Raw genomic sequence first — 24,695 nt, forward strand, 5'->3', positions numbered from 1 at the left:
GAGCCCCCAATGCCCCGAGCTTTCGACGGCCTGCGCGTCATCGATGCGACCCATGTCCTCGCCGGACCTTTCGCCTCTTACCAACTGGCCGTGCTGGGCGCCGACGTCATCAAGATCGACCGCCCGGACGATCCCGACCAGGTGCGCATCCAGGGCCCGGACCGGGCGCTGAACGAGGCAGGCATGGGCACCACCTACCTGGCGCAGGGCGCCAACAAGCGGTCCCTGGCGCTGGATCTCAAGACAGAGGACGGGCGCGCCGCGCTGCGCGCGTTGCTGGAAACGGCGGATGTCTTTGTGCAGAACTACCGGCCCGGCGCGCTGAAGGCCCTTGGGCTGGGCTATGACGACATGGCGGCGCTGAACCCGCGCCTTGTCTACTGCTCGGTCTCGGCCTTCGGTCACAACGGCCCGCGCCGCGAGGAAACCGGCTATGACAATGTCTTTCAGGCCATTTCCGGCCTGATGGCCGCCACCGGCACGCCAGAGGTCGCCCCGCTCAAGACCGGGGCGCCGGTGGTGGACTATTCCACCGGCTACATGACCGCCTTTGCCATTACAGCGGCCCTGTTCCAGCGCAGCCAGACAGGGGTTGGCCAGCATATCGACCTGGCCATGTTCGACGCCACGCTGATGTTGATGAGCACCCATGTCACCGCCCTGACCGCCGCAGGCAAAGCCCCCCGCCCAGAAGGCAACCGCTATGCCGTGGCGGGCCTTGGCACCTACGATTGTGCCGAGGGCAAGCTGATGCTGGGGGCCGCCAACCTGCGCCAGCAGAAACGCCTGTGGGAGGCGCTGGGACACCCCGAAATGGTCAAGCAATCGAACAACGAACGCTTTGACGACTACGACCGCGAAGAAGCCCTTCTGGCCCGCCTCCTCGCCACGCGCAGCGCCGCCGAGTGGGAGGCATTTCTACGCGACCATCGCGTGCCCGCGGGCCGGGTGCGCGGGTTGGACGAGGCGCTGGCAGACCCGCAGCTGGACCATCGCAGCGTCCTGCATGACCTGGACGCACCCGAGGGGCGCGACGGGACCTACAAGGTGCCGGTCGCGCCCTTCCTGATGTCCGCCGGAAATCCCGCCATCGACCGCGCCCCGCCGCGCATCGGCCAGCATTCGGCGGAGGTGCTTGCCGAAGCGGGATTCGATGCCGACAGGATCGCGCGGATGTTCGCAAGCGGGGCCGCCGCGAAACCGGAGTGACCGGGACAGCGACTCCGGATAGCACCTGGCCAAGATAAGCGAAGGGGCGGCACTTGCCGCCCCCTTACTCTTATTTCTTTTTCATCGCCGCCAACAGGGCATCGCCCAGCGCGCCCTGACCGCCGGACTTGCCCCCGGATTGACCACCCGACTGACCGGCCGATTGGCCGCCGCCATGCCGACCGCCGTTCTTGGGCGGACGTCCCTTGCCGCCTGCACCGGCAGACTTGCCCTTCGGTCCGGCGTCGCGCCCGGAGGCCTGTCGATCACCGCCATCCTTGCGCATCGACAGGCCGATCCGCTTGCGCGGAATGTCCACCTCTGTCACGCGCACGCGCACCACGTCCCCGGCCTTGACCACCTCGTGCGGGTCCTTGACGAACCGGTCGGCGAGCTGGCTGACATGCACCAGCCCGTCCTGATGCACGCCCACGTCGACGAAGGCCCCGAAGGCCGCGACGTTCGTCACCGTCCCTTCCAGCATCATGCCCGGCTTGAGGTCCTTGATGTCCTCGACCCCGTCGGCAAAGCTGGCGGTCTTGAACTCGGGGCGCGGGTCGCGACCCGGTTTTTCCAGTTCCGACAGGATGTCCTGCACCGTCGGCAGACCAAACCGGTCATCCACGAAATCTTCGGCCCGCAGGCCGCGCAAAGACGCGGGCTGGCCCATGATCTGGCGAATGTCGCGCCCGCAGGCCGAAACGATGCGACGCGCCACGTCGTAGGCCTCGGGGTGCACCGAGGAGGCATCCAGCGGCTCGTCCCCTTCGCGGATGCGCAGGAAACCGGCGCATTGTTCGAACGCCTTGGGACCCAGGCCGGACACCTTCAGCAGCGCCTTGCGCGACGGGAAGGCCCCCGTCGCGTCGCGATGGGCCACGATGGCCTCTGCCAGGCGCGGGCCCAGCCCGGCCACATGCGCCAGCAAGGGGGCCGACGCGATGTTCAGATCGACACCGACTGCGTTCACCGCATCCTCGACTACCGCCTCCAGCGCCTGCGCCAGGCGGCGCTGGTCGACGTCGTGCTGGTACTGGCCGACGCCGATGCTTTCGGGCGTGATCTTGACCAGTTCGGCCAGCGGATCCTGCAGGCGCCGCGCGATGGACACAGCGCCGCGCAGCGACACGTCCAGATCGGGAAACTCTTTCGCCGCCAGCTCGGAGGCCGAGTAGACAGAGGCCCCGGCCTCGGACACCACCACCTTGGTGGGCTTCGGCCCCTCGATCAGTTTCAGCGTGTCGGCCACCATGCGCTCGGTCTCGCGGCTGGCGGTTCCATTGCCGATGGCGATCAGCTCGACCCCGTGCTTTTTCACCATGCGCGCAATCGCCTCCTGCGCGCCGCGCAGGTCCATGCGCGGCTGGAACGGGTAGAGCGTCGCCGTCTCGACCAGTTTGCCGGTGGCATCGACCACCGCCGCCTTGACGCCCGTCCGAATGCCCGGGTCCAGACCCAGCGTCGGGCGGTTGCCGGCGGGCGCGGCCAGGAGCAGGTCCTTGAGATTGCGGGCAAAGACGCCAATCGCCTCTTCATGCGCGCGACGGCGCAAGTCGGTCAGCAGGTCCACATACATCGACAGCGACAGCTTGACCCGCCAGGTCCAGCCCGCCGCCGCCCGCAGCCATTGATCACCCGGCCCGTCGCCGGGAATGCCGATGGCGGTGCAGACGATACCGACAGCCCGGGTGGCGCCCTCTTCGCCCTCGGGCGCAATCTCGATTGTCACCACCTCTTCCTTGGCGGCGCGCAGGATCGCAAGGGCCCGGTGGCCGGGGATCTTGGACCAGCTTTCGCGGTGATCGAAATAGTCGCTGAACTTGGCGCCGGATTCTTCCTTGCCAGGCTGCACCCGCGCAGTGATGACCGCCTCGCGCATCATGTAGTCGCGCAGCCGACCCAGCAGATCGGCATTCTCGGTCAGCTCTTCGGCCAGGATGTCGCGCGCACCTTCCAGAGCGGCCTTGACGGTTTCGACCGCCTCGCCGGTATAGCCCTCGGCCAGCTTGGCCGGGTCCGCAGCGCGGTCTTCCTCGATCGCGCGCAAGAGCGGCTCCAACCCGTTTTCACGGGCGATCATCGCCTTGGTCCGCCGTTTGGGTTTGTAGGGAAGGTAGATGTCTTCCAGCGTCGCCTTGGTGTCGGCCTGCGCGATGGCGCGGGCCAGGTCGTCGGTCAGCTTGCCCTGCCCCTTGATCGTGTCGAGGATCGTGGCGCGCCGCGCCTCCATCTCGCGCAGGTAGGTCAGCCGGTCCGCCAGGGTGCGCAACTGGGTGTCGTCCAGGCCCCCCGTCACCTCCTTGCGGTAGCGGGCGACAAAGGGCACCGTCGCCCCCTCGTCCAGCAGCCCGACCGCTGCGGTGACCTGTGCCGCGCTGGCGGCAATCTCGGTGGCGATGGTGCGGGCGATGCGGTCGGCGGTGTTGCTCACGTGCGTCCTCCAGGTCTGCGGTACGCCGTCTTAGCCAAGCGGGCGGGCGCCGCCAAGGGTGATCGCCGCGCGCAGCCAAGATCGCGGTTTTCCGCTGGGCCGGATCAGGGTGCCGACAGGTAATCGGCCGAGACATAGCCCGTAACCGCGGGCGCATCGGCCAGCGAGACCCGGCACCAGAGCTGTCCCAGTTCGGTCACGCAATCGCGGCGCACAAGCGCCGTGCCGTCCGGCAGGCCCAGCTTGACCTTGTAGCCCAGGCCCGGCCCGTAGCGCAGCTTCAGCAGCTCGTCGGGGCCTGCGCCCTTGACCACGGTGCGTCCGCCCGTCACGCCGCTGCAGCTGGCAGCAAGCAAAAGGGCGCCAAATATCGCGAGTTTCTGTCTGCTCATGTTCCGGCCTCTGTCGTTTCTTGTTTTTCCCTCCTTGCCGTGCCCGGCAGGCGGTCGCAACAGGATCACGCTTTTTCACGCCGGGGTCGAGTCCCCCGTGCCCGCGCCGGGCGGCGGCCTCAGGCCGCCGCCGCTTGTGCCTCTTTCCGGGCCCGCGCGTCTGCTTTTCGCGCGCGCGGGAAGAAGCTGTAGTAGAACACCGGCGCCGCGATCAGCGTCAGCACAGAGGCAAAGCCGAGGCCCCCCATGATCGTCACCGCCATCGAGGCAAAGAAGGCGTCCGAGAGCAGCGGGATCATGCCCAGGATCGTCGTGGCCGCGGCCAGCACAACCGGCCGCAGACGCGAGGTGGAGGCATCCAGCACCGCCTTGCGGAAGGGCACACCCTCGGCCCGGACCAGGTCGATTTCCTCGACCAGAACGATGCCGTTCTTGATCAGCATCCCCGACAGGCTGAGCAGGCCCAGAAGCGCGGTGAAGGAGAACGGCAGACCGGTGCCCAACAGGCCCAGCGCGACACCGTTCACGCTCATCGGGACCAGCAGCCAGATGACGACCGGCTGGCGGATCGTGCCGAACAGCAGGACAGAGATCAACACCATGATGATCAGGGACAGCGGCAACTGCTTGCCCAGCGAGGACTGCGCCTCGGTCGAGCTTTCGTATTCGCCCCCCCATTCAAGGACATAGCCCTCGGGCAGGTCGATGGCCTCGACCGCGCCGCGCACCTGCGCAAAGACGCTGGAGGCGTTCACCCCCGCCGGCACACCCGCCTGGACAGAGATCGTCGGCACGCGGTCGCGCCGCACCAGGAAGGTGTTCTGGGCTTCCCAGGCGAACCCGTCGGTGATCTGCGCCACCGGGATATAGGTGCCCGCCGCCGCCGAATAGACCGGCAGGTCGACAAGGTGGCCCGCGCCCTCGCTTTGGGCCGTATCGGTGCGCATCACGATCGGGATCAGGCGGTCGCCCTCGCGGTAATTGCCGACCGGCAGGCCATCGGTGCCCAGTTTCAACGCCTGGGCCAGGGCCTCGCGGGTGACGCCCGCCGCCTTGGCGCGTTCGTCGGCAAAGCGTGGCACGATCACCAGTTCCCGTTCGCGCCAGTCCGTCCGCAGGTCCTGCAACTGGTCCGAGGCGCCAAGCAGCGCGGCCTCTGCCTGTTCCGCCAGTTGGCGCAGGACCACCGGATCCGGCCCCGAAAATCGCGCCGCGATGGGCGCCCCGCCGCCGGGACCAAAGGCCAGCCGTTCGGTGCGGAACTCGCCCGAGGTCAGCGCGCTGCGGCCAAAGGTTTCCAGCTCGGCCCGCAGCTGCGGGATCTGTCCAAGGCTTTCGGCCCGGATGATCAGGTGACCGTAGGTCGGCAGTGCCTCTTCGGGTGCGTAGGTCAGCATGAAGCGTGTCGCGCCGCCACCGATGAACGTCGCCACCGAGGTCACGTCGTCCCGTTCGGCAAGCCAGTTTTCCAGCAGGGTCATGTCGTCCGACACCTGGTGGATGCTCGACCCCTGCGGCAGTTTGTAATGGACGTAGAACAGCGGCGTGTTCGAGTCCGGAAAGAACTGCTGCTTGACCTGGCCAAAGCCGATGTAACACAGGACAGTCACCGCGATCAGCGCGAGGATCACCAGGTGGCGCAGGGTCAATGCCGCGGAAAGAACCGCGCGATAGGCCCGGAACAATGGGCCGCCATAATGGTCCGCGCTGTCACCCGACCCGACCTTGAAGAAGTAATGAGCCAAAAGCGGCGTCGCCGTGATCGCCAGCACCCAGGACAGCAGCAGCGAGATCCCGATCACCGCGAAGAGCGAGAACAGGAATTCCCCCGTCGCGTCCGGCGACAGGCCGATCCCGGCAAAGGCCATGATGCCGATCACCGTCGCCCCCAGCAGCGGGGTCTGAGTCTTCTTGGCAACGTCCTCGGCGGTGTCGCGGGCGGATTTGCCCTGCGCCATGTCGCCCTGCATGCCCTCGGCCACGACGATGGCGTTGTCCACCAGCATCCCCATCGCGATGATCAACGCCCCGAGCGAGATCCGCTCCATCTCGATCCCGAAGATCGCCATCAGGAAAACGGTGCCCACCACGGTCAGCAGCAGCGTCGCGCCGACGACCACGGCCGCGCGCCACCCCATGAAGAGCGCCAGCACGATGACCACGATGGCCACCGACATGGCCAGGTTCAGCAGAAAGGCATTGGAGGCCTCATCGACCACCACATGCTGTTGATAGATCGGGTGCAGTTCGACCCCGGCCGGCACGTCGCGCATGATCTCGGCCAGCCGCGCATCCACGCTCTTGCCGACTTCGACGATGTTCAGATCGGCCTTGCCCGCGACACCCAGCGTAAACGCTTCCTCCCCTTGAAAGCGGATGATTTCCTTGGGGTCGGTGACGCGCGACCGCGTGACCGTCGCAATGTCCAGCAGGTCGATCACGTCACCGCCGACACCGATGGTCAGGTTGGCGATGTCCAGGACCGTATCGCTGCCGCCGGGCGCCTGCAGGCGGACATCCTGCGCCGGGTAGGACACGCTGCCCGCAGGGGTGCGCGTGTCGGTGTTGGACAGGGCCGCGCCGATGCTCTCTGGCGCAATCCCCAGGTTGGTGACGATAGAGGTGCGCGCATCGACATAGATCGCCTCGGACGGCAGCCCGGCCACGGCCACGTCGGCCACCCCGTCCACCGCCAGCAATTCGCGGCGCAGGTATTCCGAGATCTCATGCACCTCGGCATCGGTGAACCCCGGCGCCGTCACCGCGTAGAACACGCCGAACACGTCGCCGAAGGTATCGTTCACGATCGGTGTCCCCGCTTCGGGCGGCAGGCCGCGCCGGGCATCCTCGACCCGGTTGCGCAGCTTGGTCCAGATGGCGGGCAGTTCGGTCCCGTCGTAAGTGGATTCGATATTGACCGAGATCCGGCTGACACCGGGCTTGTTGGACGAGGTTATGAAGTCGATCTCGCCCATCTTCTGGATCTCGGATTCGATGGGTTCCGACACCTCGCGCGCCACCTGCTCGGCGGAGGCGCCGGGGTATTGCGTGATGATGATGGCGTTCTTGATCGTAAAGGCGGGGTCTTCGAGACGGCCGATCGTGGAAAATCCCCAGATGCCGCCCAGAAGGCAGCCCAGCATGAGGAGCCAGGTGATCAGCGCCTTGTCGATGGAGGCGCGCGCGATGGACATGGGCTTACTCCCCGATACGGGTAAAGGGGCGCACGGCCTGACCGTCGCGCAACTGAGACGCGCCGGTCATGACGATCCGCGTCCCGTCGGCGGGGCCCTCGATCATGTAGAGCTTGCCGTCATCGTGCAGCTCGATCCGGACCGGGGTGCGCCGCACCGTGCCATTGTCGAAAACCATGACAGAGGCCTTGCCGGCCGCATCGTAGACAAGGGCCGTGGCCGGAAGGATGACGCCATCGGGCGCGGCGCCTTCGAGAGTGGCAAAGACAGTCACAGATGCGCCGGGAAAGACGAAATCGCCCGGGCTCTCGGCAAAGCCGAGGGTGATCCGATAGGTCTGGCCGACACTGGATGTTTCCGTCTCGAACTCGCGCATTTCCAGCGGATACATGGCGGCGTCACCGGGAAATTGCGCGACAAAGGTCACATCCGCCTTGGCACCGGCCTGGCGGAACAGAACCTCCGGCACCTGGATGTCGACACGCAGTTCCGAAACATCGTGTAGCCGGACCACCGGCGTCCCCGCCGAGACGGTCTGGAAATTCGCCACCAGCCGCCGCGCGACAAGCGCGTCAAAGGGCGCTTTCAGAGTGGCGTGTTCAAGGTCGTCCTGCGCGGTTTCCAGCGCGATCTCGGCCAGGCGCAGCTGGGTTTCGGCATCGCGGACCTGGACGGCGGACACCGCCTGCCCGCTCAGGCTTTCAAAGCGTTGCGCGTCCCGTTGCGCCTTGTCGTAGTTCACCTGCGCCTGCGCCACCGCCCGTTCGTAGCCCGAAATGTCCAATTGCGCGATCAGCGCGCCTTTTGGTTTGGATGTGCCCTCTTCCGCTTCGAGGATCTCAAGCTGTCCGCCCACCTGAAAGGCAAGATCCACGGTCTGTCGTGCCGTCACCTGGCCAAAGAACTGGCGGCGCTGCACGACCGGGCGCGACGACAGCTCCATCAACTTGACGGGTTTGGGCGCGTCGGGAACGGCCTGCCCTTGTGCCAGGGCGGCGGCGGGAAGGATCAGGGCGACGAGGGAAAGAACGGAAACAAGATGGCGCATGGTGCTTTTTTCTGTCGAAAGAATGGGGCGGCTGCCTGCAGGTAGGCGACACAACCGAAAAAAGCAAACCGTTTAGTTCAGTTTTATCCGAGAGAGCGGGCCGGCCTTGAAAAAACCTGCCGCTGCGATGCTCTTTTGCACCGACCGAACCGCGACAGGGAGCGGGCCTCGCTCCGCGCTCCCTGCCCTTTGGCCCCTATTCAGTCGAGAAAAGCCTTCTCGACCACGAAATGACGGGGCGCGGAATTGGCCCCCTCTTCAAGGCCATGCGCCTCGCAGAGGCCGATGATGTCCTTGTTCAGGGCGAGGTTGCCGCAAATCATCACGCGATCCTCATCCGACGACCAGGCCGGCAGACCCAGTGCGTCAAAGACTCGCCCGTCGCGGATGTGGTCGCTGATCCTGCCCTCGATGTCGGACGGATCACGGGTGGTCGTGGGATAATACCGCAGTTTGTCGCCAACCAGTTCGCCGATCAGCGGATCGTCCGGCAGGGCGGAAACGATTTCTGAGCCATAGGCCAGTTCGGCCTTGGTGCGGCAGGTATGGGCAACGATCACCTGATCATAGCTTTCCCAGGTCTCGGGGTCGCGCAGGAGCGAGGCAAAGGGGGCGATACCCGTCCCGGTACAGATCATCCACAACCGCTTGCCCGGCAGCAGGGCGTCCAACACCAAAGTCCCCACCGGCTTGGGCCGCAGGATGATCTGGTCGCCGGGCGTGATCTTTTGCAGGCGCGAGGTCAGCGGACCGTCCGGCACCTTGATCGAGTAGAACTCCAACTCGTCGTCCCAGGACGGCGAGGCGATGGAATAGGCGCGCAATAGCGGCTTTTCGCGCCCGGTTTTCTCATCGGTCTGCATCAGGCCGATCATGACAAATTCGCCCGAACGAAAGCGCAGGCTGCGCGGGCGGTCGACACGAAAGGAAAACAGCGTGTCGGTCCAGTGCGTGACCGCCGTCACCGTTTGCGCGTCGGGCAGGATCTTTGCAGGGGTGGCGATGTTCATGGCGCGTCTCCTCAGGCGGCTTCGGTGGCGGGGTTTTCGGAAAACCGGGTGGTCAGCTTGTCGGGCTTGCCGTCCATCTCATCCGCACTCGGCAGCGGGTCCTTCGCCTCAAGAATCACCGGCCAGCGCGCGGCGTACTTGGCGTTGAAGGCCACCCACTTTTCCATGTCGCTTTCGGTATCGGCGCGAATCGCGTCGGCGGGGCACTCGGGTTCGCAGACACCGCAGTCGATGCATTCTTCGGGGTCGATCACCAGCATGTTCTCACCCTCGTAAAAGCAATCCACGGGGCAGACCTCTACGCAATCGGTGTATTTGCAGGCGATGCAATTGTCTGTGACGACATAGGTCATGGGGGCGTTCCTCTCTGTTGCCCCTCTGGATTGCCGCAACGCAGCACCCCCGTCCGTCAACTAATTGCTATTTCCCTAGTCACCATTTCGGCAGCCTGTCCCCAGCACGACAGGAGTAGACTGATGATCGACCAGATGATGACCGATGCCGGCGGGACATGCCTGACCGTAACCTGGGAAGACGGCGGGCAAAGCCACCTTTCGGCCAAGATGCTGCGGGTAAATGCCCGGGACGCATGGACAAAACGGGAAATGATCGACACCGGCACCGTCACCGTGGCGCCGGGACTGACGATCACCGGCATTCACCCGGTGGGCGGCTACGGCGTGAACCTGTGGTTCTCGGACGGGCACGACAAGGCGATCTTTCCCTTCGTCTACCTGCGCGAACTTTCCGACACCCACGACAACTAATTGACATAACCCGTGCCGCACTGCGGCGCAGGTTGATCCCGACACAGAATTCAAGGAGCCCCTGGCATGGACGAGATTCTCGACGGTCTGACGCAGATCGACTGCGATATCCTGGTGATCGGCGGCGGCACCGCCGGTCCGATGGCCGCGCTCAAGGCCAAGAAGAAGAACCCCAAGGCCAATGTGGTACTGCTGGACAAGGCAAACGTGAAGCGCTCCGGCGCGATCTCGATGGGCATGGACGGGCTGAACAACTCGGTCATTCCGGGTTATGCCACGCCCGAGCAGTACACCAAGGAAATCACCGTCGCCAATGACGGCATCTGCGACCAGGCGGCGGTCTACCGCTACGCGTCGGAATGCTATGGCATCATCCAGGAACTGGATGATTTCGGCATCCGCTTTCAAAAGGACCAGAACGGCGAATACGACGTCAAGAAGGTGCACCACATCGGCACCTACGTCCTGCCGATGCCCAATGGCGACACGGTCAAGAAGGCGCTGTACCGTCAGTTGCGCAAGGCGCGCATCAACATCGTCAACCGCTACATGGCCACCCGCCTGCTGACCGGCGAAGGCCGCATCGCGGGCGCGGTCTGCGTCAACACGCGCACGGCGGAATTCCTGGTGGTGCGGGCCAAGGCGGTTATCATGGGGCTGGGCGCGGCCGGGCGGCTGGGCCTGCCGACCTCGGGCTATCTCTATGGCACCTATGAGAACGCGTCGAACTCTGGCGAAGGCTATGCGATGGCCTATCACGCGGGGGCTGGGCTGGCGAACCTCGAATGCTACCAGATCAACCCGCTGATCAAGGACTACAACGGTCCCGCCTGCGCCTATGTCGCCGGTCCGATGGGCGGTTACACCGCGAACGCGCAGGGCGAACGCTTTATCGAGTGCGACTACTGGTCGGGCCAGATGATGCAGGAGTTCTACGACGAACTGCAGGGCGGCAAGGGGCCGGTCTACCTCAAGCTCAACCACCTGGCCGAGGAAACGATCAGCGAAATCGAGCGCGTCCTGCACATCGTGGAACGCCCGACGCGCGGGCATTTCCACAAAGGCCGCGGCACCGATTACCGCAAGCAGATGATCGAGATGCATATCTCCGAAATCGGCTTCTGCTCGGGGCATTCCGCCTCTGGCGTCTTTGTCGACGAACACGCGCGGACGACGATCCCCGGCCTATATGCGGCGGGCGACATGGCGAATGTGCCCCACAACTACATGCTGGGGGCCTTTACCAACGGGGCCTTTGCCGGACTCGATGCGGCCGATTTCATCGCCGACGTGGATTTCGCCGCCTTCGACGAGGCCGAGGTGGAAGCAGAGCGCAACCGCGTCCTGGCGCCCACCAAGCGCGACGACGGCATCCCGCCCAACCAGATCGAATACAAGACCCGCCGCCTGGTCAACGACTACCTGCAACCGCCCAAGGTGACGGCCAAGATGGAACTGGCCCAAGAGCGTTTCGATGAGGTCCGCGAGGACATGGAACAGGGGATGTTCGTGCGCGACTCGCACGAGTTGATGCGCGCGCTCGAGGCGTCCTCGATCCTGGATTGCGCCGACATGGCGGCCAGCGCCTCGCTCTACCGGACCGAAAGCCGCTGGGGCCTGTATCACAACCGCGTGGAATACGACCGCGATGACGAGAACTGGTTCTGCCACACGATCCTGACCAAGGGCGCCGACGGCAAGCCCGCGCACCACAAGCAGGAGGTCAAACCCTACATCGTGGAAATCGCCGAAGACGAGAAGGACGCCTACAACAACCAGCGCGTCGGTGCCTCGGTCGCGGCGGAATAACGAACAGAAGGAGACAGACAGATGCCTCTCGCCCAAACCGCGACCACCGTTCCCGTTACCGTCAACGCCGATCTCTGCATCGCCGACAAGGGTTGTACCGTCTGTGTTGACGTCTGCCCGCTCGACGTGCTGCGCATCGCCGAGACCGAAGACGGTTCCAAGACGGCCTACATGAAATACGACGAGTGTTGGTACTGCATGCCCTGCGAGGCCGACTGCCCGACCGGCGCCGTCACCGTGAACCTTCCCTACCTGCTGAAGTGAGGACCGAGATGAGCGGATTATTCGAAGATTTCGACGACATCGCGGACCTGGCCGAAGGGCTGGATGATCCTGTGCCCGGCGCGCGGATCATGGCGGTGATCGACCTGACCGACAGCGCCGACCCGGCGGCCATTCCCCACCTTGCCCGCGCCATCGCCGACGAGGATGCCGGCGTGCGCAAACAGGCGGCCCAGGGCCTGACCGACTTTGACGGGCCAGAGGTCGCCGCGGCGCTGGTCTCGGCCCTGACCGACCCGGACCCGGCGGTTGTTGCGGCGGCTTCGGTGTCGTTGACGGAACTCAAGGACCCCGCCTCTGGCGATGCGATCCTGCCCCACCTGGGCGACGCAAACGAGGTCAAGCTGACCGCCTGCCTTGCCGGGATCAAGGAGTTGCGCCGACCAGAGGCCATGTCGCCAGCGGTTGCGGCCTTGAAACACACCGCCCCGGGTGTGCGGGCGCAAGCCGTGGGCGTGATCGGCTGGCTGCAGGACGAAACCTCCCTGCCCGCGCTGCAGGAGGCCGCCCATGATGCGGATGTCAACGTGCGGCGGACGGCGCTTGCGGCGATGGGGTTCTCAAAGTCGGAGGCCGCGCAATCGGCCCTGATCGCGTCCCTGACCGACCCGGAATGGATCGTGCGAGAGGCGGCAGCGGAAACGCTTGCGAAATCCGGCGGACCGTCTTGCATCCCGGCCCTGCGCGGTGCCTTGGCCGACGACTATTGGCAGGTGCGGCTGAAGGCCGTGCGGTCGCTGGGCAAGCTGGGCGCAACCGAGGCCGCGATGGAAATCGCGCCGATGATGGACCTGCCCGTGCCCAACCTGCGCAAGGAATGCGCTGCCGTGCTGGGCGAACTCGCAGTGCCGGAAACGGCCTCGTACCTGAAGAAATATGCCGACGACAACGACCCGGACGTGCGCAAGAACGTGCGTTGGGCGCTGGAGCGCATGGCCGCCTGAAAAGGCGCGTTCCCACTGAAATCGCTGCATTTTTAATCTCCCCGGGCTCTGACCCTGGGGGGATTTTCATGCCTTGCTGACGCCAATTAACATACTGTTTTAAAACGATAATTTAATAATCGATTCGGACAGCCCCAGTCCAAATTGCGGCGCACTAGCGGTCATGGGCCGCAAATCAAGCACAAAAACAGGGCAATTCGGGAATCTGGTCCAAAAGCACCCCCGCGACCTTTTACAGAGCGCATTGAAGGGCCGGATACTGCTGGAGGAACGATCGACGACTTCTCGGAAACTCACAGGAGAGACGTGATGAAGACCTTCCTAAAGACCACCCTTACGAGTACCGCCCTGGTGCCCCTGGCGTTCGCCGCATGGGCCGAAGAGATCACAATTGCGATCGGGCACCAGTCAATGTGCACCGATACCTATACGGCGGGTATCGTCGTCAAGGAACTCGGCCTGCTGGAAAAGTACCTGCCCACGGATGGCGAATATGCCGACGCGGAATGGAACATCACCTGGTCCGACTATAGCTCTGGCGGGCCGATCACCAACCAGATGCTGGCCAACAAGCTGAACATCGGCGTCATGGGCGACTATCCCCTGATCGTGAACGGCGCCAAGTTCCAGGAGACCGACAGCCTGCGGTCGATCTATGTCGCGGGCACCGGCTACAACCTCAAGGGCTCGGGCAACGCCATCGTCGTGCCGGTAGAGAGCGACATCTACTCCATCGACCAGCTTCGCGGGAAATCGGTCTCGACGCCGGTCGGGTCCGCCGCCTGGGGGATGCTGCTGAAGGCGATGCAGGACAACGACATGCCCGCCGGCGAATACGTCCTGAAGAACCAGAGTCCCGCCGTGGGCGCCGCCAATATCGCGGCCGGCAAGATCGACGCGCACAGCGATTTCTGCCCCTGGTCCGAGATCATGGAATTCCGGGGCACGGGCCGCAAGATCTATGACGGCTCCGAGGCCGGCGTGCCCTACCTGCACGGCGTTGTCGTGCGCGAGGATTTTGCCGAGGAATACCCCGAGGTCGTCGAGGCCTTCCTCAAGGCCGTGATCGAGGCCGGCGACTGGATCCGCGAGGACCCGATGCGCGCCGTGACCGAGATGGAGACCTGGACCGGGGTCGAGAAAGAGGTGCTGTACCTCTATTTCTCCGAGGGCGGGCACCTGACGCTGGACCCGACGATCAAGACCGAATGGGTCGATGCGCTGAAATTCGATCACGGCGTCCTGGTGCGTGAAAAGGCGATCCCGCCGCTCGATTTCGAGGCCTGGATCACCGAGGACTACATCAAGGCCGCCTACGCCGACATGGGGCTGGACTATGAGGCCGACAAGGCCGCGACCATCGACCCCAAGGAGGCCAATGCCGGGCTTCCCGCCGAGATCTGGCATGCCCGTGACGGCGTGTCGACCTACGAGACCATGCCCGAGTTCCTTGCCGCCGTGGCCACCATGCGCGGCACCGGGGCCAAGCTGAACGCCACCTATGTCTATGACAGCGAGACCGGGCTGAAACTCTTTGGCAAGACGGCCTTCTGGGTCAAGGCGGACGAGGATTACGCCACTTTCCTGCGCAAGGGTGAGGCCGAGGATTACGCCGCGACCCATGCGGGCGAGGTGATCACCTTCGACGCCGCCATCGCGGATTTCACCTCCGAGGGCTGACCCCTTTCCCTCCAGAACAGGCCCGGGGCGGACGTTCCGCCCCGGGTACGCAGCAAGCTCCACCGGAGGCACGCCATGTCCCAAGCGCTGAAGACGACCGAGACCCCGCCCGTAAACGCCACGCCGGAACCGGCAGTTGTGGCCAGCCCAGCGCCGCCACCGGCCGGGCCAACCCTTCGCCTGCCCCGCATCAGCGCCGCGCAGATCGGCAACCTGGGGCTGGTCGCGCTGTCGCTGACGCTGGGCGTGCTGGCCTGGCACCTGCTGACCGCCAACAAAGTGGATTTCTACATCAACTTCCAGAATGTCCCCTCGCCCTGGCGCGTCTTTGACGCTTTCGTCGCGCATGTGCAGACCGGGATCTTCTGGACCCATATCGGCGTCTCGATGCGTCGTATCCTGATCAGCTATTCGCTGGCCTGCGCCCTTGGCATCGGGATCGGCCTGGTGATGGGGCGCTCGCGCCTCGCCCGGTCGCTGATCATGCCCTACATCGAGGTCGTCCGCCCCATTCCCGCCGTGGCCTGGATCCCTCTGGCGATCCTGATGTGGCCGACCGAGGAAAGCTCGATCATCTACATCACCTTTCTGGGCGCGCTCTTTCCCATCGTGCTGAACACGCTGCACGGGGTCGAACAGACACCCGAGGTGCTGGTGCGGGCCACGCAATCCCTTGGCGCCTCGCGCTGGGATGTGTTCCGGCATGTGGTCATTCCGGCCGCCCTGCCCTCGATCGCCGCAGGCCTGGCCATCGGCATGGGGGTCAGCTGGTTCTCGCTCTTGGCTGGAGAGATCATCTCGGGGCAATACGGCATCGGATATTTCACCTGGAACGCCTACAGCCTGATCAATTACCAGGACATCGTGGTGGGCATGCTGGTGATCGGTTTCCTGGGCACCGGCTCGACCGCGGCGGTCAAGCTGCTGACCGCGCCGATGCTGGCCTGGCAAAAGAGGACGCGGTGATGGCCCCTCTGTCCATCATCGCGGGCGAAATCCGACAGCGCTGGCGGCCCCTGCTGATCTGGGGCGTCCTCTTTGCCGCGCTGCACCAGGTGGCGATGTTCCTGGCGCTGGTGCTGCGGTTCCGCGACTGGCCCAACTACGTCACCTTTTATGACTGGCCGGGCAACGTGCTGCACATCATCCGCTCCACGCCATCGGTGCGCGACATGATCGGGATCATCCGCGAGGAATGGCTGATCGAGATCGGACGCATGAACTACGACTACGGCACCGGCATCTCCGAGTGGAGCCTGAACATCATGCCCTCGCGCCTGCTGGTGCTCTGCCTGCTGGGGGCGATGGTGGGGCTGGCCTTCTCATTGCTCCGCCGCAACGCCTGCGCCGCGCCGACACGCGCCGGGCTGAAGGCAACAACCGGGCTGGGCGCCTTCATGGTGGCGCTGACCAACGTGACAATGAGCTGGGTTGTCTGCTGCGCCACCCCCACATGGGTGGTCGGCCTGGCGATGCTCGGCCTTGGCACCTCGACCTCGCTGGCGCTGGAACGCTCCGGCCCGCTGCTGTCGGTCATGGGCTTCGGCCTGCTGACGGCGCTGATCCTCTATCTCGCGTGGCGCAAATCGCGTCCCGCTCAACAGTCAAAGGGAGTCCCGGCCCATGCTTGATATCCTGAAATTCAAGGCCCCCCAGCAACGCGACGACATCGGCAAGGGCCGGATCGAGGTCAAGGATGTCTCGATCACCTTCGGCAAGGGCAAATCGGCCTACCGCGCCACGGAAGCCACCGACATCACCATCGAGGCGGGCGAATTCGTCTGCATCCTGGGGCCGTCGGGTTGCGGCAAGTCGACCTTGCTGAACGCCATCGCCGGATATGTCGAACCATCGACCGGCGCGGTCCTGGTCGACGGCAAGGAGGTGCGCAAACCGGGCCCGGACCGGGGCATGGTCTTTCAGCAATATTCGCTGCTGCCTTGGAAAACGGTCTATGAAAACGTGGCTTTCGGCCCCCGCATGGCCGGGCATTCCCGCACCGAATCCGGATCGACCGCCAACACCTTCCTCGAACTGGTGGGGCTGAAGAAATTCGGTGACCGTTACCCGGCGGAACTGTCGGGCGGGATGCAGCAACGGGTCGGCATCGCGCGGGCGCTGGCCAATTACCCGTCGGTCCTGCTGATGGACGAACCCTTTGGCGCGCTCGACGCGCAGACACGCCTGATGATGCAGGAAAGCCTGCTGGATATCTGGCGCAAGTTCGGCACCACGGTTGTCTTTGTCACCCATGACGTCGACGAAGCGGTGTTCCTGGCCGACCGCGTCCTGGTCATGAGCGCGGCGCCGGGGCGTATCATCGAGGACGTGCGCATCGACCTGCCCCGCCCACGTTCGACCGACATGGCCACCGAACCCGCCTACATGCAGGCCCGCCAGCACTGCCTTGCCACGATCAAGGCCGAAAGCCGCAAGTCCTTTGAAAGCCAGAACGCATGAGACGCCTTGCCCTCATCTTCTCGCTGATCGCCGCGCCATTGTGGGCTCAGGTGCAGGGGGTCGAACTGGACGACCCCGTGGCCCTGCCCGACTTTCACCTGGAAAACGACCGGGGCGAGACCTTCGACAGGGACACACTGACCGGGCACTGGACGCTCGTGATGTTCGGCTTTCTCTCCTGCCCCGATGTCTGCCCCTTCACCCTGGGCAATCTCGAGGCCGCCGTGACAGAGACCTCGATGCGCGTACGGCCAGACAATGTGCCCCAGGTGGTCTTTGTCTCGGTCGATCCGGCGCGGGATGCTGAAACAGTCAGCGACTACGCGCGCTATTTCCACCCCGATTTCAAAGGCTTCACCGGCGCGCGCGACCAGATCGACACCCTGATCCAGGCGACGGACAGTTTCTATCGCCTGATGAAACCGGATGCCTCGGGCTATTACGAGGTGCAGCACAGCGCCTCGGTTTCGGTGATCGCACCGGACGGCACGCTGCGGGCCAAGCTGCAGCCGCCGTTTGACCCCGGCGCCACCGCCGAATTCCTTGCCCGTCTGCAGATCGCCTACCGCAGGAGCCTGAACCAATGACACGTTTCCTTGCATTCATCCTCACACTGGTGATGCCCCTCACCGCCTCTGCCGGTGATCTTTCGGTTACAGTCGCCGTCGTGCCGCTGGCCCCGCCGGGCGTCATGGCCCATGCCGCATATTTCAACCTGACCAATGACGGCGCTGAAACACGCCGCCTGATCGGAGTCCGCGCCGAGGGCTACGCGATGGCCCATCTGCACCGCTCGGAGGAGATGGCGGATGTGGCCACCATGACGGCGGTGGATGCCATCGACATCGCCCCCGGTCAGAGCATCGTCTTCAAGCCTGGCGGATTGCACGTCATGCTGATGCATCCCGCCGCGATGCAGGCAGAGGGCGACACGGTTCTGCTGACCCTGAAGTTTGCCAATGGGGAAACCCTGCCGGTGCAGGTTCCGGTCACAAGGTTGCGGCATGGGTCCTAAAGCCGCGTTCATCGCCACGACGCTGGCACTGGCGACCCCGGCCGGGGCCGATTTCGACGCCGAGGCCTTTCCGCCCTACGAACGCTGCGCGCTCTGCCACGGGCTGTTCGGTGTTTCGGCCAACGCGCGCTTTCCCAATCTCGCGGGACAGGAACCGGTGTACATCGAAAACCAGATCCGCGCCTTCCTGTCGGGTGATCGCCACAACGACGGGGGACAGATGACAAGCATCGTGACCGAGCTGAAACCCGAGGACATCCCGGTGGTCGTCGAATGGTTCTCGACCCAGGATCCCCCTGCCCCGGCGCCCGAGGGCAATGCTGCGGGCCGCGCCCTCTACGATGCGCAGAATTGCGGCGATTGTCACGATGCCGGATCCTCCTACCTGGGCGTCCCGCACCTGATGGCGCAGCACGCGGATTACCTGGCCAAGCAGATGCGGGAGTTTCGCGATGGCGTGCGCGGCACGCACCTGGGCTGCCTTCCGCACGGGCCGATGATGCCTGCCGATGACAGCGACATCACGGCGATTGCCGCCTACCTTGCTTCGGTGCCGCGCCCATGACGGACGAGAGCGACATCGACAATACCGGCCCCGGCGCGATCTACCTGTCGGAATATTTCCTCGAACTCAACGAGGGCGCCGGGTTCCTTGCCGGCCTGTCCCCGGATCAGCGCAAGACCGTGCGCAAGCTTGGCACGCGCTGCAGCTTTGCCAAGGGTGAGGGCATCTTTCACCAGGGCGCGGCCCACACGGGCGTCTGGGTGATCGAGGAAGGCCGTGTGCGGACGTTCTATACCGGCCCCTCAGGGCGCGAAATCACCCTGGCCTACTGGAGTCCGGGCCATTTCGTCGGCGGACCGGAGGTCTTTGGACGCGGTCGCCACGTCTGGTCGGCGGACGCGCTGGAGGACTGCCAGATGCTGTTCCTCTCCGGGACCAGCCTGCACCACCTGGTCCGGGAAGTGCCCGAAGTGGCGATTGCGGTGATCGACGGGCTGGTGGCCAAGGGCAAGAGCTATTCCGCGCTGATCCAGATGCTGGGCACGCGCACCGTGTCCGAGAGGCTGCGGCAACTGCTTGTCATCCTCGCCGATGCGCATGGGCGCGAGGAAGGTCGGACCATCGTCGTGGACCGGACCCTGACCTATGAACAAATCGCCGCCATCGTCGGCGCCACCCGGCAATGGGTCACGCAATCATTGGACAAGTTGAAATCCGCCGGCGTTCTCGAAATTACCCGAAACGAGATCATCATCCACAACCTCGAAAGCCTCGAAGAATGAACCTGACGCGCGTCTCGCCGCCGCTGTCGACCCTGCGCGCCCGCGCCGAAGAGCACCTGCCCGGTGTGGCGGTGGCGGTCGTGATCAGCATAGCCGCCTTCGCCATCGCCGCGCGCTATGACGCGCCGGTCATGTTGTTCGCGCTGCTGCTGGGCATGGCCATGTCCTTTCTGTCCGAGGATGAACGCACCGCAACCGGAATCCGGCTGGTGGCCTCGACAGGGTTGAAACTGGGTGTCGCCCTGATGGGGCTGCGCATCTCCTTCGAACAGTTGTTCGATCTTGGCCCCGTTGTCTTCCTGCTCATCCTCCTGGGCAGCGCGAGTACCATCCTGCTGGGCCTGGCCATCGGGCGGGCGATGGGCTGGTCCGGGTCTGCGGCGCTGATCGCCTCCGGCGCGGTCGCGATCTGCGGCGCCTCTGCCGCCCTGGCGCTGGCATCAGTCACGCGCAGCTTTCAGGGCAAGGATGATCACACCTTGCTCGTCATCATGACCGCGACGGCCCTTTCGACGGTTGCCATGATCTTCTACCCGGTCCTCCTTGGGCTGGCCGGGTTCGACGTGCTGCAAGAGGGCATCATCCTGGGCGCCTCCATCCACGATGTCGCGCAGGTGATCGGGGCCGGGTTTTCCGTGTCCGAGACCACGGGCGAGACCGCCACACTGGCCAAGATGACCCGGGTTGCGATGCTGCCTGTCCTGCTCTTGCTGGTGCCCACCGGGACAGGCCAGGCGCGCGGCGGCTTTCGCCTGCCCTGGTTCGTCGTTGCCTTCGTCGTCCTCATGGCGCTCAACCAGGTCATCGCCTTGCCCGCCGAGGTGTTGGAAAGCAGCAAATCGTTGTCCGGCGCGCTGCTGGTGACCGCCGTTGCCGCACTGGGCCTGGGCAGCGCGCCCCGCAAACTGCTGCGGGCCAGCGGCGGGGCCTTTGCCCTGATGGCCGGCCTGTCGCTCTGGCTGCTGGCCGTTGCCGCGCTGGGTGTCTGGCTCTGGGGCTGACCACCCGCTCATCGCAGGACGATGAGTGCCCCGGCCAGCAACAGCACCAGCGACAAGAGCGGCTGCAGTCGTCCCGGGGCCAAGGCCTGTGCCCAGCGGGCTCCGGCGATGACGCCGACGACCACCGGCACCGCAAGCACCGCCACCAGTTTAAGGTCGATCACGTTCAGAACCGCAAAACCGATACAGGCACAGCCAGTCACCGGAAGCTGGATCACCTGCGCCATCCCGGTCACCTCGCGCGGATCCTTCCCCAGCCAGAGCAGCGGCGGCATCAACAACAGCGGGCCGCTGGTTCCGGACAGGGAAGACCCCAGCCCCACCACGCCGAAGAGCGCGCCGAACGCGGATGAGGACATGCCGTCGGACCGGGGCGGAGCGGCGGTGCGGCTGCGAAGGCTGCCCACGAAACCAAGGGCACAGACCGCCACCATGCCAAAGGTGATGGCCCCGGGCGGCACGACGGGCAGCAGGACCGCCCCGGTTATGGCACCCAACCCGGCCGGAACGAAAGATGCCAGCGCCGCCCGCCTGTCGACCCGACCGTGCCGGGCAAAGACAAAAGACCCGGCGAGCCCGGAACAAAGAGCAACCGTCATGCCCACCGGGATCGCCTGGGCGATCGGGACATCGCAGATCAGGGCGACCATCGGGACAAGCAACACGCCCCCGACCGAGGTCGCGCCCATGAGGCCCCCGATCACAAGCGCAGAGGCCGCCAGCGCGGCAAGCTGAAGAACAGAAATATCCATACCCGTTTCAACCAGATTCCGCGCGGTTCCGCAGACTAGTTGTTGTCACCAAGAGGCTGAAAAATGGGAATATTTCGGAATCTCCCCTGCACCTCGCCCCTGCCGTTGCGCAATGCGATTTGGTTTCGCTGGCCCCGGCAATTCTCGCCCCCTGACGCACAGCCTGCGCCATCCCCGGACACGGCGGCTTCGGAGAGCCGCGAACCTTCAGAAGGCTTGTATTTGCAAGCGCCCAAAGCAGGTTTGCCCCCTTCGCTTTCCGCTCAATTGCTCCGTCCAATCGACCCGGTCCTGAGCCGGCGCCCTGCATGGCGCCACCCGGCCAGTGCCAATGTAAAGCCAGTCCAGCGGCGCCCGTGAACGTCATCGAAACGGCCCACCCGACATCCTCGGCGAGCGCTTTCGCGGCATCCCCTGTGCCCAGGACGACGACAAAGACGGTCGACATCACGGATGCGCAAGTCATCAGGCCAGGGTTGCGGGAAAGCCGCCCCCGTTGTGCCTGCGCGGCGCCGGACTTGGCTGCGGTTTTGTTGGCCGCAAGGAACAGCTGGAAAGCCGGCGTCAAGACAATCAGCGCGGCGACATACCCCCTACCCCGAAAAGTCTTGGCAAGCAGGCCAGACAGATCAGCCCGATCATGATCTGCACCAGGCCCATAACCATCACTCGGCTCGCACCCAGCCGGTCGGTCAACCAGCCCGCCTGAACGCCGGACAGGGTGGCGACCGCGGGCCCGACAGCGAGAACCAGACCGACATGCGCCTCGCTCAGCGCCAGCGAAAAGGACAGGGAGAAGGCGCCGACCACCAGGGTGGACATCATGAGGGTCCCGATTGCGAGGTTCGTCGCGAAACCGATGCCCTCGCCCCGGTCCCTCGGCAAGTTCACCGGCACAAGCGGCGCCGCCATGCTGGTTTCAACGATCACGAAGAGACCGAAGGCGATCAGCGCGGCGAACATCAAGACAGAAGGAGACACCGGAACGCTGGTAACTCCCCTGCTTGTTGCAAACGCATATGCCGCGAGTGCGGCCACAAGCACCAGAGTTCCCGGCACGTCCAATTCGCGGACCGAGACGATCTTTCGCTGGGTGTCGTGCCTGACCGATCCGGCAACGAGGGCCAGCGTCGCAAAGCCGAACCTGGCGAGCAGCCAGAAGGCCAGTCACCAGCCGCTTCAGGCCAACAAGGAAGGGGAAATTCGTCGCGCGGGATAATCGGTACAGCGGGCGGGAAGCCGTCGTCTGATGCCGTCGTGTGCATGGCAGCTACGCGCTTGTCGATCATCTCTTTGTTTTCGAAACAAAACGGAGATCAGGCTTGTTCGTCCGCAGGCGCCTGCACAAGTCCAGCCTCCAATGCGAACCAGACCATTTGAGCATCGGTCTGGAGACCCAGCAAACTCTTGATTTGATAGTGGTTGTTTCTCACTGTCTTCAGGCTGATCGACAAGGCCTCCGCGACTTGCTCTGCCGACCAACCGCAGGCCAGCAAGCGCAGGATTTCCGTCTGCCGCGTGCTGAGATCGCCAAGGCGGGTGTTTGTCCCGGAGATACGATCTTGGGCGATGGCTTCGATGACATCGGGCGAGATCACCGTGCGGCCGTCCAGAACCCCGAATATGGCCTTGATCAGGGTGTCGGGTGAACTGCTCTTGGTCACATATCCCGCGGCGCCTGCCTCGATCGATTTCAATGCGAAGGCCGCCCCCTGATGCATCGTGAAGACGACGACAAGGGCGCTTTCGTCGTATTGCTGGATGTGCCGGATCGCCTCGATGCCGCTGGTTCCGGGCATGGTCACATCCATCACGATCAAGTCCGGTTCCGTTTCACGAAAACGGATGTAGGCGGTGCGCGCATCCTCGGCTTCGGAGACGATGTGCAGGCCCGGTTGCAGGTCGATCAGTCTGCGGTATCCTTCGCGGACAACCGGATGATCGTCGACGATCATGATGCGGTGATCGCTCATGCGGCACGCCCCACAATCGCCCCGGGGACAGTCACCCTCACGCGCACGCCATCCTCCGTCTGCTGCATGTTCAAGGTGCCGCCCATCGCGCTTGTCCGCTCGGCAATCCCGAGGAGACCGTGACCCGTCGTGTCAGGCGCCAGCGTTCCGCCGCCATCGTCTTCGACCGTCAGCGTGATGCGCGCGCCGCTTTGCTGCAAGCTGACGTCCACATATGTCGGCGCACCGTGACGCATCGCGTTCGTGACGCATTCCTGCACGATCCGGTAGATATCAAGTGCCATCGCATCATGTATCGCACTTTCATCCACGTTGCATCCGAGGGTCAGTTGCACACCGCGCTGCGCCTCCCAGCCCGCCATCATCGTACGCAGGCTGGCAGCGAGGCCGACGTCATCAAGATCCGGGGGGCGGAGCCGGGCAAACGCGCCGCGCAAGCACTCCATCATGTCGCGAATGTTGCTGCCAATAGCGCCCGCGTCACGTTCGATATCGGGACGATCCGCAGCTGCGGCGTAGGAGATGGACGCGGCCAATGCTGCCGTGGCTGTCAGCGTCTGTCCGAACTCGTCATGCAGGTCGCGGGCGAGTTGCTGTCGCTCGACATCCTCGACCTCAATCAACTTTCGTGTCAGGGCGCGACTTTGCGCGGCACTCGCGCGCAGCCGGTCCGACAATTGATTGACCGCCATCGCAATCCGCGCGAACTCACGCGCGCCGCTCGGCTCCACTCGTGTCTCAAGATCACCGCGAGACAAGCGATCAAGCCCCGAGACGATTCCGCGGACGGGGCCGAGGCGCCAGATGATCGTGATGGTCCCGAGCAGCAGAACGCCCGCGCCCATCGCCAGGGTTTGCCACAGCGCAAGACGCGTCCGTTGCCAGGCCAGTGTCGATGCCGCCACGGGATCAAAAGAGGCCTCAATGCGAAACGCGCCGTTTGGAGATGCCGAGCCGGTCCGCAAAACGGGCGTCGGCGGCTTGATAAACCACTCAACCGTCTCACGAAACCAGGCTGGTGCGATCGGGCCGAACACCTGCCATCCCGCGCAAAGCCGCCGCTCGGTAATCAGGCCCTGTTCGTAGCGGATGCAGCTACCGGGCGCCATCACGCTGAGAAGCTTGATCGAAGTCATCTCGGCATAGAGCGGATCACCCATGCGCGGTTCCATGTGGTAGTTCCGTTCCAGCACGTAACTCGCCCGAACAAGCGTCCTTTGCGTATCGTTCCTTGCCGATTTGTAGGCGTCGCCGGCCGCCAGCCCGAGTGTGAGCGCACCGGCCAGTAGAGTGACCAGCCAGAGCGTGACGACAAGTCGGATGCGAAGGCTCATGTCATATTCTCCAGCAGCGATTCCCCCGTAAGATCGGGCAAATCGGCCCGCGTGTCTCGGGCAATTTGCCCGACTTTGCCGGACACGGGGGGTAATCGCTTTCCTGT

Annotated in this window: 24 protein-coding genes; 14 read left to right on the plus strand and 10 right to left on the minus strand. The window is 64.6% G+C overall.

The window, feature by feature from the left end; translation table 11 throughout:
* Positions 1 to 9: 9 nt before the first annotated feature.
* A complete protein-coding gene (locus KZZ07_RS18000; RefSeq protein WP_219516233.1) occupies positions 10 to 1,209 on the plus strand; it encodes a CaiB/BaiF CoA transferase family protein in 1,200 nt (399 codons plus the stop codon).
* A 70-nt stretch (positions 1,210 to 1,279) separates the two neighbouring features.
* Here KZZ07_RS18000 and KZZ07_RS18005 read toward each other — a convergent pair whose 3' ends face one another.
* The 6 genes from KZZ07_RS18005 to fdxA form a co-directional block, all read right to left on the minus strand.
* Positions 1,280 to 3,640, minus strand: coding sequence for a Tex family protein (locus KZZ07_RS18005; RefSeq protein WP_219516234.1), 2,361 nt, complete (start codon positions 3,638 to 3,640; stop codon positions 1,280 to 1,282).
* Between the two features lie 104 nt (positions 3,641 to 3,744).
* A complete protein-coding gene (locus tag KZZ07_RS18010) occupies positions 3,745 to 4,032 on the minus strand; it encodes an SH3 domain-containing protein (RefSeq protein WP_219516235.1) in 288 nt (95 codons plus the stop codon).
* A gap of 119 nt (positions 4,033 to 4,151) precedes the next feature.
* Complete coding sequence (locus tag KZZ07_RS18015) at positions 4,152 to 7,226, minus strand: efflux RND transporter permease subunit (RefSeq protein WP_219516236.1); 3,075 nt, start codon at positions 7,224 to 7,226, stop codon at positions 4,152 to 4,154.
* A 4-nt stretch (positions 7,227 to 7,230) separates the two neighbouring features.
* Positions 7,231 to 8,274 (minus strand): efflux RND transporter periplasmic adaptor subunit, encoded by a 1,044-nt coding sequence (locus tag KZZ07_RS18020; protein WP_219516237.1) that lies wholly within the window; start codon positions 8,272 to 8,274, stop codon positions 7,231 to 7,233.
* A 200-nt stretch (positions 8,275 to 8,474) separates the two neighbouring features.
* The gene (locus KZZ07_RS18025; protein WP_219516238.1) at positions 8,475 to 9,284 is read right to left on the minus strand and encodes a ferredoxin--NADP reductase; all 810 of its coding nucleotides are present in this window, start codon (positions 9,282 to 9,284) and stop codon (positions 8,475 to 8,477) included.
* 11 nt (positions 9,285 to 9,295) lie between these two features.
* Positions 9,296 to 9,637, minus strand: a complete 342-nt coding sequence (fdxA, locus tag KZZ07_RS18030; protein ID WP_219516239.1) for a ferredoxin FdxA — start codon at positions 9,635 to 9,637, stop codon at positions 9,296 to 9,298.
* A gap of 123 nt (positions 9,638 to 9,760) precedes the next feature.
* Between fdxA and KZZ07_RS18035 the strand changes: the two genes are divergently transcribed.
* The 13 genes from KZZ07_RS18035 (at position 9,761) to KZZ07_RS18095 (ending at position 20,529) form a co-directional block, all read left to right on the plus strand.
* A complete protein-coding gene (locus KZZ07_RS18035) occupies positions 9,761 to 10,051 on the plus strand; it encodes a gamma-butyrobetaine hydroxylase-like domain-containing protein (protein ID WP_219516241.1) in 291 nt (96 codons plus the stop codon).
* Between the two features lie 66 nt (positions 10,052 to 10,117).
* Positions 10,118 to 11,860 carry a fumarate reductase/succinate dehydrogenase flavoprotein subunit gene (locus tag KZZ07_RS18040; RefSeq protein ID WP_219516242.1) on the plus strand — a complete coding sequence of 581 codons (1,743 nt, stop codon included), beginning with the start codon at positions 10,118 to 10,120 and terminating at the stop codon, positions 11,858 to 11,860.
* A gap of 21 nt (positions 11,861 to 11,881) precedes the next feature.
* Positions 11,882 to 12,124: a 4Fe-4S dicluster domain-containing protein gene (locus KZZ07_RS18045; protein WP_043144807.1), complete on the plus strand. Its 243-nt coding sequence runs from the start codon at positions 11,882 to 11,884 to the stop codon at positions 12,122 to 12,124.
* Positions 12,125 to 12,132: 8 nt separating this feature from the next.
* A complete protein-coding gene (locus KZZ07_RS18050; protein ID WP_219516243.1) occupies positions 12,133 to 13,086 on the plus strand; it encodes a HEAT repeat domain-containing protein in 954 nt (317 codons plus the stop codon).
* A gap of 309 nt (positions 13,087 to 13,395) precedes the next feature.
* A complete protein-coding gene (locus KZZ07_RS18055; RefSeq protein WP_219516244.1) occupies positions 13,396 to 14,766 on the plus strand; it encodes an ABC transporter substrate-binding protein in 1,371 nt (456 codons plus the stop codon).
* 75 nt (positions 14,767 to 14,841) lie between these two features.
* On the plus strand, positions 14,842 to 15,732 hold the full coding sequence (locus KZZ07_RS18060) for an ABC transporter permease (protein ID WP_219516245.1): 891 nt from the start codon (positions 14,842 to 14,844) through the stop codon (positions 15,730 to 15,732).
* Positions 15,732 to 16,397 (plus strand): hypothetical protein, encoded by a 666-nt coding sequence (locus KZZ07_RS18065; RefSeq protein WP_219516246.1) that lies wholly within the window; start codon positions 15,732 to 15,734, stop codon positions 16,395 to 16,397. The genes KZZ07_RS18060 and KZZ07_RS18065 overlap by 1 nt, the downstream gene beginning before the upstream one ends.
* Entirely contained in the window at positions 16,390 to 17,226 is an 837-nt protein-coding gene (locus KZZ07_RS18070; RefSeq protein WP_219516247.1) for an ABC transporter ATP-binding protein, read from the plus strand. The genes KZZ07_RS18065 and KZZ07_RS18070 overlap by 8 nt, the downstream gene beginning before the upstream one ends.
* Positions 17,223 to 17,813, plus strand: coding sequence for an SCO family protein (locus tag KZZ07_RS18075; protein WP_219516249.1), 591 nt, complete (start codon positions 17,223 to 17,225; stop codon positions 17,811 to 17,813). The genes KZZ07_RS18070 and KZZ07_RS18075 overlap by 4 nt, the downstream gene beginning before the upstream one ends.
* Positions 17,810 to 18,241, plus strand: a complete 432-nt coding sequence (locus tag KZZ07_RS18080; protein WP_219516250.1) for a copper chaperone PCu(A)C — start codon at positions 17,810 to 17,812, stop codon at positions 18,239 to 18,241. The genes KZZ07_RS18075 and KZZ07_RS18080 overlap by 4 nt, the downstream gene beginning before the upstream one ends.
* The gene (locus KZZ07_RS18085) at positions 18,231 to 18,806 is read left to right on the plus strand and encodes a c-type cytochrome (RefSeq protein WP_219516251.1); all 576 of its coding nucleotides are present in this window, start codon (positions 18,231 to 18,233) and stop codon (positions 18,804 to 18,806) included. Before KZZ07_RS18080 ends, KZZ07_RS18085 begins: the two co-directional genes overlap by 11 nt.
* Complete coding sequence (locus tag KZZ07_RS18090) at positions 18,803 to 19,528, plus strand: Crp/Fnr family transcriptional regulator (protein WP_219516252.1); 726 nt, start codon at positions 18,803 to 18,805, stop codon at positions 19,526 to 19,528. The genes KZZ07_RS18085 and KZZ07_RS18090 overlap by 4 nt, the downstream gene beginning before the upstream one ends.
* On the plus strand, positions 19,525 to 20,529 hold the full coding sequence (locus KZZ07_RS18095) for a YeiH family protein (RefSeq protein ID WP_219516253.1): 1,005 nt from the start codon (positions 19,525 to 19,527) through the stop codon (positions 20,527 to 20,529). The genes KZZ07_RS18090 and KZZ07_RS18095 overlap by 4 nt, the downstream gene beginning before the upstream one ends.
* A gap of 8 nt (positions 20,530 to 20,537) precedes the next feature.
* Here the strand turns inward: KZZ07_RS18095 and KZZ07_RS18100 are convergent, their stop codons facing one another.
* The 4 genes from KZZ07_RS18100 to KZZ07_RS18115 form a co-directional block, all read right to left on the minus strand.
* Positions 20,538 to 21,281: a sulfite exporter TauE/SafE family protein gene (locus KZZ07_RS18100; RefSeq protein ID WP_219516254.1), complete on the minus strand. Its 744-nt coding sequence runs from the start codon at positions 21,279 to 21,281 to the stop codon at positions 20,538 to 20,540.
* A gap of 573 nt (positions 21,282 to 21,854) precedes the next feature.
* On the minus strand, positions 21,855 to 22,244 hold the full coding sequence (locus tag KZZ07_RS18105; RefSeq protein WP_219516255.1) for an MFS transporter: 390 nt from the start codon (positions 22,242 to 22,244) through the stop codon (positions 21,855 to 21,857).
* A gap of 353 nt (positions 22,245 to 22,597) precedes the next feature.
* On the minus strand, positions 22,598 to 23,254 hold the full coding sequence (locus KZZ07_RS18110; RefSeq protein WP_219516256.1) for a response regulator transcription factor: 657 nt from the start codon (positions 23,252 to 23,254) through the stop codon (positions 22,598 to 22,600).
* Complete coding sequence (locus KZZ07_RS18115) at positions 23,251 to 24,588, minus strand: HAMP domain-containing sensor histidine kinase (protein ID WP_219516257.1); 1,338 nt, start codon at positions 24,586 to 24,588, stop codon at positions 23,251 to 23,253. Before KZZ07_RS18115 ends, KZZ07_RS18110 begins: the two co-directional genes overlap by 4 nt.
* Between the last annotated feature and the right edge of the window lie 107 nt (positions 24,589 to 24,695).

The organism is Mameliella sp. CS4 (assembly GCF_019392335.1).
GTDB lineage: Bacteria > Pseudomonadota > Alphaproteobacteria > Rhodobacterales > Rhodobacteraceae > Antarctobacter.